We start from the raw sequence: 14,963 nt of genomic DNA, 5'->3' as shown, positions 1-14,963 counted from the left end.
ATAGAGTGGTAGCTAAGCTTAGCTACCACTCTATTTCTTGCCCATCCCACGCAAAGAATTTTCCACTGTCTTTTTCATTAACCTGAAACATCAAGCGAATTAAACATTCCGCACTAAATTGTGGAGTAAACAATTTATTTTCCGGCACATTACGTTGAAATGGTTTAGATAGCTTGGTATCAGTTGTGCCCGGATGAAAGGCTATTACACACACCTTATTGCTACTTCGAGCCAGTTCCACACTCGCAGTTTTGATTGCCATATTAAGTGCTGCTTTCGCCATACGGTAACTGTACCAACCACCTAAGCGGTTATCGCTTATACTGCCAACTCGCGCTGATAAAAATGCCAATTTACACTCTTTTGTCAGTAATTTTTGTAAATGCACTAAGTAGGTGAGCGGCGCAAATGCGTTGGCTTGCATTAATGCCATTGCCGAATCAACACGCCATTGTGATAGATTTTTTTCGGGCTGAATTTCCTCTTGATGCAATAAACCCAAACAACAAAATACATAATCGAACTTAATTGATAACGTTGCCAAACAGCTTGCGACCTGCTGTTCGCTGTGGTTTTCGACTAATAACACATTAAAGCGTTTATCACTTAAAAGAGTTGGATTGCTGGTGATAATGGTAATGTTGTGTTCGTCGCCTTGTTGACATAATAACTCAGCAATAGCCAAACCTATGCCGCCCGCCCCAATAATTAAACTTTGTTTCATCTTGCCGTCCCTTGTCTAACTGTATTAATCTTTACGCAACTAACAAGAAAATAGATTAAACAATAATGCAAACAGCAATTTTTGGTGGTGGCTGCTTTTGGTGTATTGATGCGGCATTTCGCCGTTTAAAAGGCGTGCAATCGGTGCTATCAGGTTACAGTGGCGGTCATTTAGATAACCCAACTTATCAAGATATTTGTACCGGCTTATCTGGTCATGCCGAAGTGGTGAAAATTGAATTTGATGAGCAAGCCATTAGCTACTCAACACTATTACAAATCTTTTTTGAGTTACACGATCCAACACAATTAAACCGCCAAGGTAATGATGTGGGTACACAATACCGCAGTGTTATTTTTTATCTTGATGATGTTCAAAAGCTAGCAAGCTTAAAAATGCTGGCGAGTCAGCAGGCACTTTTTGCAGACAAAATTGTCACTGAGCTAAGCCCAGCAACACTTTTTTATAGCGCTGAAACATACCACCAAGACTACTACCGCGATAACCCTAATCAACCGTATTGCAGTATTATGATTGGCCCTAAATTAGCTAAGTTCTCAGCTAATTATGCGACATTACTAGCGCAATAAAAAAAGCCGCAACTTGCGGCTTTTTTTTACAAAATGATTCGCTGTTAAATCGCTCAGTTAAAAATCGTACGCGATACCAACAAATAACTGACGACCAATTTCGTTGTAGTGGTAAAACGCATCATTTACCCAATCGCCATCGATATCTACGCCATAACCCTGACTTGGAATGTACTCTTTATCAAATAGATTTTCGATACGAGCACTTACGGTTAATTGCTGTTGAATTTGATAGTTTGCAGCTAAGTCCCACACAATGCGCGATGGGATTTTAGTAATCAGCGTCGATTTTTGCTCTGATTGATACGCAACACTTAAGTTAATATCTAAATCTTGCCACTGCTTAGCGATGCTGTAACGCACATTTTCTTTTGCAACAAATGGCAAGTCACTATATTTTTCAAGCGCGGTTGGTGAGTTATCCACTTTCTGCGCGTCGATATAGCTTACATTTAGCGTGTTATCAAAACCGTAAAATGCAAAATTCGTGGTTAGCTCTACGCCTTCATAACGTGCTTCAGCAATATTAAATGGTGACCAACGATATGGGTTATCCGCTGTTGGTGCCGGTGCCCACGCAATTTTATTGGTTAGCTCATTACGAAATGCCGCAACATCCACACTTAAGCTATCAAAATCAATACGTAAGCCAAGCTCACGGTTAACTGATGTTTCTGCTTCAAGTTCTGGATTACCTGAACCAGGGTAGTATAAATCGTTGAACGTAGGTGCTTTAAAGCCAGAGCTTTGACTTACACGCAATACTGCGTCTTGATGCAGGTAAATACCACCCGCAATGTTATACGTTTGCTCAGCTCCAACTTCATCATAATCATCATGACGCACAGCCACATTAGCTAAAAAGTTACCGTCATCGTAATACGCGCCAACAAATGCAGCGTAAGCATTGCGACTTTTTTCATCATAACTGCTCGTTGTATCAATCTTGTCTTGATGCCAGTTTAAGCCGCCATTAAAGTCGATTTGCTCAGATAACTGATATGTCGATAAATAATCTAGCTGTACACGCTCTGTTGCAAAGCGACTAGTTGGTTTAGTACCAAACGTATCATCTTGATCTTGGCTAAACGCGACATCTACTTTATGGCTAAAGTCACCTAACTGTTTAAACCAATTAGCATTTACATGGTAGTTTTCATATTCGGTCTTATCTGATGTAGATTCTTGATAATCATAATAATTATCAAACTCTACTTCGCCCGTTGAATACTGAGCAATAAAACCTAATTGACCTAACAACGCATTATTATGAGTAAGGTTTAGCCCTAGGTTTAAGTTGTCGTAACCGTCTTTATCTGGATCTGCAAAGTTTGTTGCATCGTTTTCTAATACATCAAATCCTTCTGTACGCTCATAACCTGCGTTAAGCGCAATATCCACGTATTCCGTAGTAAAACGTGACGTGCCTTCTAAGCTCGCATAACTATTAGAGCCTGTTGTTAATGCAATACTGTGGCCTTGTGATTGACGCGTAATAATATTAATAACACCCGCTAACGCATCAGAACCATATTGTGCTGCGCGAGAGCCTTTTACTACTTCAATACGCTCAACTGAATTTAATGGCAAAGTTGATAAGCTTTTATAACCTAAGGTTGCTGAGCCTACGCGCACACCATCAATTAAAATAAGCGAGTAACGAGATTCTAAGCCACGTACAAATAGGCTCGCATTTTGCCCTTGCCCACCATTACGGTTTACTTGAATGCCCGCTTGCGTTTCTAACACACTTAACACATCACGCACATTTAATTGCTCAATTTGCGCACGGTCAATGACTTGCACGCTTGCCAGAGTTTGGTCAATTGATTGCTCAAGCTTATTCGCGGTAACAACAATGGTTTCAATATCATGCTGTGTTTGAGCGTCAGTTGTGTTAGCTGCAACGAATGAAGAAGACAAGGCAAGGCTAAGCGCCAAACCTAACTTAGATTTATGATACATATTATCCCCTTGTGCCCACCGCACAATGTTAATCGTTTTAAGAAACCAATTGGCCGGTCTCCGGGCTGAGCATTTTATTTAATACAAAATACATCACCGTTGCGGGGGCAGCGTTGGACTTAATAAGGCAAGGACTTATGCACCAACTTCCCGATTATCCGTTGTTATGTTTGACCCGCTATTTTACTGAAGCGAAAGAGCAAAAATTTAACGGCACCAATAGGCTATAAATTTAGGCGCGTATTGTGGAGGGGATAAGTGAAAATGTCAATTTTAGAAGTCTAAACCGCTAAAAACAGTTCATCTACTGTGCGGTAATTGTTTCTATAAAAGGTCATTTAGGAGTAAACTTTATTACTCACACAGTGACAATAGATTTGTAACGGATTCAACTATGAAACAGTTAACTAAGGTGCTTCTTGCCTGTAGTGCATTTTTGACACTACACGTAAGTGCATTACAACCACCCACGCAAGAGCAGCTAAAACGCTATAAAGCCGAAAAAACGCTTAGCCAGCGCGCTTTGCAAGCAAAATCATACGGTAACCACCAGCGTTTACACCATTTGCCGCACCTGCGAACAATGCAAAATAAAGCTGATGAAGCAAACCCATTTGAAGGGTATTTTCCAAGTTTAGGCACGCCTAAAATGTTAGTGCTGCTAGTTGAATTTCCCGATTACTTACACAATGAAAGCAACTCTCAAAGCGCAATTAACAGTAAAATCTTTGGTGAGGGCAACGCCAGCAGTTTCCCGTTTGAAAGCCACCGCGCATTTTACCAGCGTTCGTCATATAACAAACTTGATATTCAAGGTAATGTGCTTGATTGGTATAAAACCGAGTACAACCGCCCGCTTGACGATGGCACAAATGCCGCAGAGGTAAAGCAGCAAATCATCAAAGAAGCAATTGAACACCATGATGCGCTTGGCCATGATTTTAGCCAATACGATAACGACGGCGACGGCGACATCGATTACGTTGCGGTGATTTGGACTGGCCCACCTGGCGAATGGGCAAGCCTTTGGTGGGGTACTTTCTCGGGTTTTGGCGACAATTCATTTACCGTCGATGGTAAAACCATCAGCACAATATCATGGCAATGGCTGGCCTATTCGGAAGGACAAGCATTTTCGCCGCTTGTACTTATTCATGAAACCGGCCATGCACTTGGCCTGCCTGATTACTACGATTACGACGACAGCATTGGTCCACGTGGTGGTACAGGTGGTATGGATATGATGGATAATAACAGTTCAGATCACAGTGCATTTAGTAAATTTGCACTTGGCTGGCTGACGCCGCAGTTTGCATCAACTTCAGATACCAACTATCAACTTTCAGCCACATCAACTAACCAAGATGCGCTTATTTTACGCAGCGACACAAGTGCCACCAATAAATACGACGAGTACTTTATTGTGCAATACCGCGATAGAAGCGGTAACGACTTAAACTTAAACGCTGAAGGTTTAAATATTTGGCACATAAATTCAGAGCTCAATAGCTGGGGCTACTTTGCCAACGATAACAGCTACTCTGACAACAAGCTGATCCGCCTTATTCAAGCTGATAATTTAAATGAAATTGAACTAGCTGCGGCCTACGCTGATGAAAACGATGTATTTACTACGGGCGATAGCTTTTCACCTCAAACACAGCCAGCGAGTAAAAACTATGCCGCAAAACATACCGGCGTAGATATTCAAAACCTCAATACCGATGGCAATAGCGCTACGTTTAATGCACAGGTTTACCCTAGCATTGCGACGATTTCGGTCGGTTCTATTAGCGATAAATCACTGATAGCACATAATGCACAAGCAACCATTAGCAGTGACGACTTATCTCAAGTTGATCATGTTGAATTGTTAATTAACGGCGAACTTAAAAAAACACTATCCGCACCATTTGATGTGAATTTTGCAGAGCTTATTACCGAGAATGGCCAACTAAATTTGCAGTTTAATGCCGTTACCGCAGAAGGTTATAAAAGCGCTGAATACTTGAAAGTATTCGCATACAACGGTGAATCTTCAGCAGTGCACTTTCATTTAGATCACTCATTAAATACGGAAACAAAGCAAGTTTACGATAGCTTGACCTTACCAGTTTACTATTCAGACTTTTTATTCCCGCTAACTAGCACCAATTTTAAATTTGTCTCTGTCGATTTTGGTGAGTCTCGCACGCCTTGGAATAGACTCGACGATGGCACACTGCAAGCATTCGGCCGTGACCGTAAAGCAAGCAGTGAAGAAGTATCATTTATTGATAACTACTCGCGCTTTAACAGCAAACTTATTATTGCCGGTGAAAATGTCCTTAGCTTATCGCCAGAGCTTAGCAATGCACTCGATTTAACGGTAACCAACACCGATGTTCGTGTTGAGCAAGTGGAAAGTATCGCGCTTAATAATGGACAAACCGTCAGCCAAACTATCATTGCTGAGGATAGCATCTCACCGCCTAGCTCTGAGTTTATTACACAACAAAATGCTACAACCTTTCTTAACGCAAAAGGTCTATTTTATGATGACATTGAAGGTAAATGGAAAAATGAGTTTGGCCCGTGCGGCATTCAAGGTGCTATCAATAACAGCAAACTAATTGTGAATACTTGCTCACTAAGTCATTTATCTGCTGGCAGTAAGTCTGCGCTGATTTCACATTACCTTGATTACCTTGAAGTTGAAGACACGGTAGACAACAACCTGCTACCGATTATTCAACTTGAAACCACTCATTATGTTACCGAAGGCGAAGCTGTGGCGCTAAGCGCAACTGTGAGCGATGCTGATAACGACCCGATCACGCTAGCTTGGCAGCAAATATCAGGTACCGAAGTGGCAATTGCAGATAGCACAAGTGCAAACCTAAACTTTACCGCACCGCAAGTGCAAGCAGACGAAAGCTTAACATTCTCGCTCACAGCAGATGATAGCAAAGGTAGTACAACCGCATATATCACTGTAAACGTTATCAATGTAAATAAGCTTCCAGTTGTCGAAATTGATGCGCCTCAATCAGTATTAGCTAATGAGCTAGTGACTATTTCCGTCTCCGCGACAGATGAAGACGGCGATGCACTAACCTATGAGTGGCAACAAACCTCAGGCCCTGCAATTAATTTAGCAGGTAATGCCAGCAACACTCTCAGTTTTACAGCACCAGATGTAGCAAGTGATACCGCTATTAAGTTGTTTGTGTCAGTATCTGATGGTAAGGGCTCTTCAGGTGTTCATATTTCAATTGACATCAAGCGTTCAAATCAAGCACCGGTAGTTACAATCGGTAATGATTTATCAGTGAATGAAGGTGCAACGGTCACGTTAACCGCAGAGTCGAGCGACCCAGATGGTGATGAACTCTATTACAACTGGAAACAAACCAGTGGTCCGGCAGTGAATTTAACCAGTACCGATGCAGCAAACTTAACTTTCACTGCTCCTAGCGTTGATAGCGATCAAGTACTTACATTTGAAGTTACAGTGAACGACCAATTACTAACGAGCACAGCAAGTGTTCAAGTAACTATTAAAAACATTGCTCCTCCAACTACTGAAGCAACATCAAGTTCTTCAAGCGGTAGTTTATTTTCAATGTTGGGGCTTCTCACTCTAATTAGCTTACGCAGACGAAGTTAAGATTAATCCATAAAAAAAGAGCCACATTTGTGGCTCTTTTATTTGATTTAAACCGCTAAAATAATTGGCGATTTTGAAAATCCATCGATTAATCGCGGAAATTTTTAAACTGGAACGGTTGCCCTAATTCAGCTTCGCGAACGAGTTGCATAATAGCTTGTAAGTCATCGCGTTTTTTACCTGTTACGCGCACTTCTTCACCTTGAATCGCAGCTTGTACTTTTACTTTTGAGTCTTTAATCAGCTTCACTATTTTTTTGGCAATGTCTTTTTCTATGCCCTGCTTGATAAACACTTGCTGAGAATACGTTTTACCAGTGTGAACTACATCTTTTACTTCAAAGCTTTTTACATCTAAGCCGCGCTTTACTGCTTTTGCCGCTAAAATATCAAACATCTGATTAAGCTGAAAATCTGAATCAGCTTTCATCGTGATAATTTCTTTACCAAATTCAAATGAGGCTTCAACACCTCTAAAATCGTAACGCGTATCTAATTCACGATTTGAATTATCAACCGCGTTTTTTGCTTCAGTCATTTCCACTTCAGAAACGATATCAAATGAAGGCATAGTTATCTCCGTAATGTGCTAATGGTGCGATTATACCAATTCTGTTAAATATGTGATCAGATATAGCGCTGGATAAATGAAATGCTAACAAGGCAGAATTTAACTTTAAACACCGATAAATTATAACGCAGTGAGCATGATATTTAGCTCGCTAGCATGATTAGCTATTTAATTGAATTGGTATTATAAAGCGCATAATTAAACTTACAAATTTTTCATATTTTCACGCAATGCTATTTGTTATACTCGAAATTCGTGATTTTGAGGAAGTTTTGTGTGAGCCGACGTATTTATCAGGCATTGTTTATTGTATTTATTATTGCCTGCAGCCTGCTCTTTTTTAAAGAAGTAAAGTCATCGCTAGTTAGCATCTCGCACATCGATAAGGTTGCTCACTTCGCTGTGTTTTTTGTGTTAACAGGCTTTTTAAAACGCGCGGTAAAAGCGCCGTTCTGGTTATATATCGTAATTTTGGCAGCATATGGTGCTGGTGTGGAATACGTGCAAGGCATGCTTCCTCATCGCCAAGCTTCATTTGCTGATTTTGTTGCTGATGTTGCAGGTATTCTTAGTTACTTAATCATCAGTGCTGTATGGCATAAACGCTATGCAAAAGCGAAACAAAGTGAACAAGCCTAAGCTGTATATTGTTGGCCACGGTGCCATTGGCTTATTGTTCGCCCAATTGCTGCACACAGCATTTGATATCAAACTGATTGTACGCAGCAAAACCAAAAACTCAGCGCACATAACGGTTACAGCGCTTGACCAGTCGATTGAAACATTTTCGCTCGAAACCGTAACGATTGATGAGATAGACTCTATCGATAACCTCTTTATTCCAACCAAGTCTTACCAAGTCGCAAACGTTTTAACTCAACTGCAAAATAAAATAAGCAGCGGCGCTACCGTGATATTGAGCCATAATGGCATGCCCAATTTGACAGCAATTAACCAAGCGCTCGCGACACAGAATTTGTTTTTCTTAACCACCAGCATGGCGGCACTTAAGCACGCAGATTTTGCGATAGCACACACCGGCTTTGGCGCTAGTTTTATTGGCGCATTAAACGCTAACACCGAAAAAACACCAACAATCGAGCATCTTTTAACAGCCATACCAAATATCACCATAGAGCAAAACATTAACGCATTACTGTGGCAAAAACTGATTATTAATATTGCCATTAACCCGTTAACTGCAGTACATCAAGTTAAAAACGGCGCACTTATCGAACCACAATATGCCAGCGAAATTATCGGTTTGGTCAATGAAGCGGTATTTATTGCTAATAAAGAAGGGGTGGAAATATCACTTAGTAGCGCGCTTGACAGTGTCTACCGGGTAATGCGTGCTACAGCGCAAAATTATTCGTCAATGAATCGCGACGTGTTTAAACAGCAGCAAAGCGAAATCGACAGTATCTGTGGTTACATTCATAAAAAAGGGGCTGAATATTGCTATTCAACCCCATTTAACTCTCGCTTTTTAGCGCTTATTCAGGACGGTACACCTTAACGTTAGTGTAGCCTTCTTCATGTAAGATCAGCGCTTGTAATTGGCTCATTACGCCCTTTTTGCAATAGAGGTAATAGTCTTCACCTTTTGGTAAATCACCAAACTGTGTTGCTAACTTATAAAACGGTAAGTGTTTAACTTCAATACCATCAAGCTCTAACGGATCATTGTCTTCTTCTTCCGGCGAACGAATATCAATCACAATCGCACCCTTTGGTAATTCAGCTGCCGATTCCGCTTCTTTAACTTCTTCTTTTGTTTCGGCTTCAATCTCTTTAATGCACATAATACGCGCATTATTTACAACCGTATCAAGCACATCAAAATCGAAGTTTTCTTCTTCTGCAATGATCTTATCAAGCTTAGCTTTTACCGTTGGCTTTTTAGAAATAACGCCACAGAACTCAGGCATAGCTTCGGCCATTTCAGAAGTACCTATGCTACGAGCAATATCGATAATTTCTTGCTTATCGTGTTGAATAAGCGGGCGTAAAATTAGCGTTTCTGTTACGCGATCAATCACATTTAAGTTTGCTAAAGTTTGGCTCGATACCTGACCTAAGCTTTCACCGGTTACTAACGCATCAATGCCCAGTTTTTGTGCAATTGCACTACCAGCACGCATCATCATACGTTTAAGTACCACACCCATTTGGCTGTTTTCGATGTTTTCTAGAATTTCAGCAACAACAGGTTCAAAGTCTACTTTAATAAACTTTACACGGTGCGTTGAGCTAAATTGCTTCCACAAATAGTAACTTGCTTGCTTAACGCCAATCTCGTGTGTTGCACCACCAAGATTAAAGAATAAGAAGTGAGTACGCGCGCCTTTACGCATCATTAAGTAGCTTGCAACGCCCGAATCAAAACCGCCCGACATTAAGCTTAATACATCTTCTTGAGTCGGAAGCGGAAAGCCACCTAAACCAAAGTGCGTTTCTTTAATGATGTAAGCAAATTCGTTTTTAACTTCTACTTTTACTGTAATTTCAGGTTTTTGCAGTTTTACCTGTGCACCTTCAACATTCTGATTTAAACCACCACCTACGTAACGCTCTACGTCGCTTGAGGTAAAGTCATGTTTACCTTGGCGTTTACAACGTACGCAGAAGGTTTTGCCTTTTAAACGCTCTTTGTTAAGCTCAAGTGCAACTTGGTAAATATCATCTAAAGATTCAAATGTGGTTTCTTGTACTTCAATAAATTGCACAATACCCGGCACGCGCTTTAGGGTATCGATTAAACCAAGGCGAACTTCTTCATCTTGGCTTTTACACATCACTACGATGTTGTCCCAGTTTTGAATTACTTTCGCATCTTCATGAACGCGAATAACCATGTTTTTAACATTCGATGCTAAAAGCTTGGTAAAACGTTTGCGAACCGATTTACTTTTAATCGATATTTCTGGGTGTAATTTAACAATAAACTTGAACATACATCATTCTCAAAGCGACAGTGAATTTACTATTATACCAAGACTCAGTCCCTTGTTGAAAGTTTAGTTTAAGCACGCTAGTTATATCTGCTGTCTGCTCTATTTCGTTTCCAAGCTGTTTACATCTGTTAAATCATAGCCTTGCAATTCAATTTCGCTTAGTGTTTTATAGCTAAAGGCATATTGACCTAAGTTGTTACTGTAGCGTAGTGCCGTTGTCTTTAATGGAATAAATCAGGGCGTGGCAATTAGTTTTCTTAACAACTAACAGCGCTTGGCGTTTGCTATTAGAGTCCGCAGCATCAAAAGTAAAATAATTCCACGCAGTTCAGTGCAACGTACTCTAATTTTCTAAGGATAGTATTAATGCAAAAACTCACTTTAACGGCGCTTACCGTCGCTGTGTCTTTAGCACTTTCAGGCTGTAACAGTACAACCTCATCATCGACTCAAGCGCAATCAACAAGCGCTGCAATTAACTTACCGAGTGTTGACGTAAGTTATGACTCTTTTACACTGGATAATGGCTTAAAAGTCATTGTTCACACAGACCGAAAAGCACCGATTGTCGCAGTAAACGTTTGGTATAACGTTGGCTCAAAGCATGAAAAATTAGGCAAAACTGGTTTTGCCCATTTATTCGAGCACTTAATGTTTAACGGTACTGAAAACTATAACGATGAGTATTTTGGTCCATTCGAAAAAGCCGGTGCGACTGAACAAAACGGTACTACAAACAACGATCGTACAAACTACTTCCAAAACGTACCAACGACGGCATTAGATATGGCGCTTTGGATGGAATCTGATCGCATGGGTCACTTACTTGGCGCCATTACTCAAGAGAAACTCGATGAACAACGCGGTGTTGTACAAAATGAAAAACGCCAAGGTGAAGCGCGCCCTTATGGCAAAATGTGGGGAGCGGTAGCGGAAAATACATTCCCGAAAGGTCACCCTTACTCGTGGTCTGTTATCGGCTCAATGGAAGATTTAAATGCGGCGTCACTTGATGATGTGCACCAGTGGTTTAAAGATTATTATGGCCCTAACAATGCCGTACTAGTGCTTGCTGGTGACATTGACGTGGCAACCGCGAAAGAAAAAGCAAACAAGTACTTTGGCGACATCAAACCGGGTAAGCCAGTTGCACAAATTGATGCATGGGTGGCTAAGCGCACAGGTACTAAACGCATGACAATGCAAGACCGCGTGCCGAGTCCTCGTATTGTTAAAGTATGGAATACCGCTGAAAAAGGTACCGCTGATAGCGAGTATTTATCACTGCTTGCAGATGTGCTTGCCGGTGGAAAAAACAGCCGCCTTTATAAGCGCCTAGTCTATCAAGAGCAAAAAGCATCAATGGCATTTGCCTTTAACTACACTCGCACTATGGCGGGTCAAATTATGATTGGTGTTGATACGCTACCGGGTGCAAATTTAAACGAAGTAGAAGCGATTATTGATGAAGAACTTGCGAAACTACTGAATGAAGGCCCAACAAGCGAAGAACTAAACCGTATTAAATTCTCAAATGCGGCAAGCTGGGTAAAAAATGTTGAAGGCGTTGGTGGTTTTGGTGGCAAGTCAGACATTCTAGCATCAGGCATGGTGTACCACGGCGACCCTGTTTTCTATAAAAAGCAGCAGGCGATTCAAAACGCCGCAACCCCTGCTGATATTCAACAAGCAGGTAAAAAATGGTTAACTGATGGTGATTTTGTACTAACAATCGAACCGTTTGAAACGCTTTCACACAACCAAACAGGCGCAGATAGAAGTAAAGTACCAAGCGTTGATTCATTACCTGAATTAAAGCTACCTGAAGTACAAACTGCACGCTTAAACAATGGTTTAGAAGTTGTATTGGCACAGCGTTCTGATACGCCAAGTATCAATATGGAACTTAATTTTGACGGTGGCTTCTCATCAACTACCGACGATAAAGCTGGCCTTGCACTGTTTACAATGAAAATGCTGCGCGAAGGCACCAATGAATTATCAAGTTTAGAGCTGGCTGCAGAACTTGAAAAAATTGGCGCGTCACTTTATTCAGGTGCAAGTTTAGATAACGCTGATGTAAGTTTAAGTGCATTAAAAGTGAATTGGCAGCGCAGTGCTGAGTTATTTTCACAAGCGATACTTAACCCTGCATTTAACGAGCAAGATATTGAGCGTATTCGTAAACTCACGATTGACGGCATCAAAAAAGAAAAATCAACACCAATGAGCAATGCATTGCGTGAACTGCCACCGCGTTTATACGGTGAAAATCACGCATATTCGCAACCTTTAACTGGCTCGGGTTACGCAGCAACCGTTAACAGTTTCACTCGTGACGACCTAGTTAATTACAAAAACACTTGGTTACGCCCTGATAACGCACGCTTAGTTGTGGTTGGCGATATTTCAATGGATGAGCTAACCACAACACTAAATACTACGTTGGCTGACTGGCAGGCGCCAAATACTGCAAAACCAGCGGTAAGCTTAACGCAGGTAACACCGGCACAAACAGCTAAAGTATATGTAATCGACAAGCCAGATACACCACAATCACTGATTGTTGCCGGTTTACTTGGCCCAGATCGCAATAGTTTAGCCACTGATCAAGATATTAAGCTGGATATTATGAACACCATTATTGGCGGTTCATTTACGTCACGTATTAATATGAATCTGCGTGAAGATAAAGGTTGGTCATACGGTGCTCGCTCTGCATTACTTGACTATAAAGGGCAATCTCCGTTCTTTGTTTATGCGCCAGTGCAAACCGATAAAACCAAAGAGTCGATTCAAGAGATTTTAAAAGAGCTAGAAAACTACACTGGTAAAAAACCAGCGACTGACGAAGAGCTAAATAAAGTTGTCAGTAACAAGGTTGCTAAACTACCAGGCCGTTACGAGAAAAAGTGGTCGTTACTTGGCTCGCTATCAAGCGCATATAAGCGAGGCAAAGATGTATCTGACCTTGAGCAATATGGTTCAAAAGTAAAAAACACCACACTTAATGACGTGAAACAACAAGCTAAAAGCCTTATCAAACAAGACCAAATGACATGGGTTATTGTGGGTGATGTGGCAAAAATTAAAGCGGAACTTGAATCACTTAACTTAGGTGAAATTGTTTACCTAGAAGATTAACGAAATAGGTAAGTATTAATTTAAAAAGCCGCATTAAAGCGGCTTTTTTATTGAAATCAAAACGACTACTTATTAACTAAACAGATTTTGGTGTGAAGTCGTGGGTAAAAATCCGAAACAACTTAATGGCAAGCGGCACTGCTACTTTTCCTGATTGAAACTCATCCATCGTAGATTTTAACTCGCTGTATTTGCTATTTTTTTCTGTTTCTAAATTGATCATACCCATTGTCCACTTGGAAAAAACACGTTTTTCAACGGGTTCAAAATACATCAAATTACAGTCTTTATGACGCTCATCGCGCGCTATTTTTTGATACAGCGAATCGATTGTACTTTGTTCACCTTCTAGCACCTGTAGCAACCAACCACCATTATAAAAAAGGCAACCGGTAATGCCTTGGCTTTCATTAAACTTGCGAGCTACCTCTAAAATATCGGCAAAATCCTGATTTGAAAGCGTGCGTGTTTCTCTACTTTGATAAATTAATTGGTGCAGTGACATAAACAGTTCCATGGCTTAAAGTTCAACTTTAAAATATATAGACTGTTATCTTAAAAAGGTCACTGTTTAATAACAAAAAAGGCCGCTAAGCGACCTTTTTACCAAGCGAGTAAACTATATTTACGCGCGTCGTTGGCGCAGTACTTCAAACAAACAAATACCCGTTGCCACTGATACATTTAAGCTTGAAACTGTACCGACCATTGGAATTTTAACCAGCTCATCGCAGTGCTCACGGGTTAAGCGACGCATACCTGAGCCTTCTGCGCCCATTACAATTGCCATTGGGCCTGTTAGCTTAGCATCAAATACTTCAACATCTGTTTCGCCAGCAGTGCCAACAACCCAAACACCCATTTCTTTAATATCACGCAGGGTGCGAGCAAGGTTTGTTACCTGCACTAAAGGAACCGTTTCTGCCGCACCACAGGCAACTTTACGCGCGGTACCATTCAGTTTGGCTGATTTATCTTTCGGTACAATAATCGCATCTACACCTGCTGCATCAGCATTACGTAAACACGCACCTAAGTTATGTGGATCAGTTACGCCATCAAGTACTAATAAAAATGGCGTATCGCTATTGGCAATGATCTGGTCGAGATCTTTCTCGTTGTACTTTTTACCCTCTTTTACGCGGGCAATAATCCCCTGATGCTGTTCACCTTTGGCTTTATCATCAAGTGCTTTACGCTGCATAAATTGAATTGATACACCGAATTGACGCGCTAAGTTAATAATCGGGTTTAAGCGTTTATCTTCACGGCCTTTAAGCGCGTAAATTTCGATAAAGCGCTCTGGTTCTTTATTTAAAATTGCTTCCACTGAGTGAAAGCCAAAAATTAATTCGTTACTCAT

At 40.9% G+C, this 14,963-nt stretch carries 11 protein-coding genes and 1 riboswitch; of the genes, 5 read left to right on the top strand and 6 right to left on the bottom strand.

The features are described 5' to 3' along the window. Positions 1–22: 22 nt before the first annotated feature. Complete coding sequence (locus AC2IOM_RS06695) at positions 23–724, bottom strand: SDR family NAD(P)-dependent oxidoreductase (RefSeq protein WP_486359490.1); 702 nt, start codon at positions 722–724, stop codon at positions 23–25. A gap of 65 nt (positions 725–789) precedes the next feature. Between AC2IOM_RS06695 and msrA the strand changes: the two genes are divergently transcribed. Then, on the top strand, positions 790–1,314 hold the full coding sequence (gene msrA, locus AC2IOM_RS06690; RefSeq protein ID WP_486359489.1) for a peptide-methionine (S)-S-oxide reductase MsrA: 525 nt from the start codon (positions 790–792) through the stop codon (positions 1,312–1,314). A gap of 57 nt (positions 1,315–1,371) precedes the next feature. On the opposite strand, the gene AC2IOM_RS06685 is transcribed toward msrA, so the two are convergent. Continuing rightward, positions 1,372–3,279 carry a TonB-dependent receptor domain-containing protein gene (locus tag AC2IOM_RS06685; protein ID WP_486359488.1) on the bottom strand — a complete coding sequence of 636 codons (1,908 nt, stop codon included), beginning with the start codon at positions 3,277–3,279 and terminating at the stop codon, positions 1,372–1,374. 34 nt (positions 3,280–3,313) lie between these two features. After that, positions 3,314–3,473, bottom strand: a riboswitch (cobalamin riboswitch). 200 nt (positions 3,474–3,673) lie between these two features. On the opposite strand from AC2IOM_RS06685, the gene AC2IOM_RS06680 reads away from it, so the two are divergent. After that, the gene (locus AC2IOM_RS06680) at positions 3,674–6,928 is read left to right on the top strand and encodes a M6 family metalloprotease domain-containing protein (protein WP_486359487.1); all 3,255 of its coding nucleotides are present in this window, start codon (positions 3,674–3,676) and stop codon (positions 6,926–6,928) included. Positions 6,929–7,016: 88 nt separating this feature from the next. Here the strand turns inward: AC2IOM_RS06680 and AC2IOM_RS06675 are convergent, their stop codons facing one another. Next, positions 7,017–7,499, bottom strand: coding sequence for a YajQ family cyclic di-GMP-binding protein (locus tag AC2IOM_RS06675; RefSeq protein WP_100914137.1), 483 nt, complete (start codon positions 7,497–7,499; stop codon positions 7,017–7,019). A 276-nt stretch (positions 7,500–7,775) separates the two neighbouring features. Between AC2IOM_RS06675 and AC2IOM_RS06670 the strand changes: the two genes are divergently transcribed. Both AC2IOM_RS06670 and AC2IOM_RS06665 read left to right on the top strand, forming a co-directional pair. After that, on the top strand, positions 7,776–8,138 hold the full coding sequence (locus tag AC2IOM_RS06670) for a VanZ family protein (protein WP_100914138.1): 363 nt from the start codon (positions 7,776–7,778) through the stop codon (positions 8,136–8,138). Then, positions 8,107–9,018, top strand: coding sequence for a ketopantoate reductase family protein (locus AC2IOM_RS06665; protein WP_486359486.1), 912 nt, complete (start codon positions 8,107–8,109; stop codon positions 9,016–9,018). The genes AC2IOM_RS06670 and AC2IOM_RS06665 overlap by 32 nt, the downstream gene beginning before the upstream one ends. Here the strand turns inward: AC2IOM_RS06665 and thiI are convergent. Next, complete coding sequence (thiI, locus tag AC2IOM_RS06660) at positions 8,996–10,456, bottom strand: tRNA uracil 4-sulfurtransferase ThiI (RefSeq protein ID WP_054981462.1); 1,461 nt, start codon at positions 10,454–10,456, stop codon at positions 8,996–8,998. The genes AC2IOM_RS06665 and thiI overlap by 23 nt on opposite strands. Before the next feature lie 366 nt (positions 10,457–10,822). Between thiI and AC2IOM_RS06655 the strand changes: the two genes are divergently transcribed. Next, positions 10,823–13,600, top strand: coding sequence for a M16 family metallopeptidase (locus AC2IOM_RS06655; RefSeq protein ID WP_486359485.1), 2,778 nt, complete (start codon positions 10,823–10,825; stop codon positions 13,598–13,600). A 76-nt stretch (positions 13,601–13,676) separates the two neighbouring features. On the opposite strand, the gene AC2IOM_RS06650 is transcribed toward AC2IOM_RS06655, so the two are convergent. Both AC2IOM_RS06650 and rlmB read right to left on the bottom strand, forming a co-directional pair. Beyond that, positions 13,677–14,105, bottom strand: a complete 429-nt coding sequence (locus AC2IOM_RS06650) for a BLUF domain-containing protein (protein WP_486359484.1) — start codon at positions 14,103–14,105, stop codon at positions 13,677–13,679. Positions 14,106–14,225: 120 nt separating this feature from the next. Further along, complete coding sequence (gene rlmB, locus AC2IOM_RS06645) at positions 14,226–14,963, bottom strand: 23S rRNA (guanosine(2251)-2'-O)-methyltransferase RlmB (protein WP_010562064.1); 738 nt, start codon at positions 14,961–14,963, stop codon at positions 14,226–14,228.

This window comes from Pseudoalteromonas sp. NS-SX12, from assembly GCF_057367955.1.
Note: the sequence above shows the minus strand (reverse complement) of the source record. Positions and strands in the feature narration are given on the sequence as shown.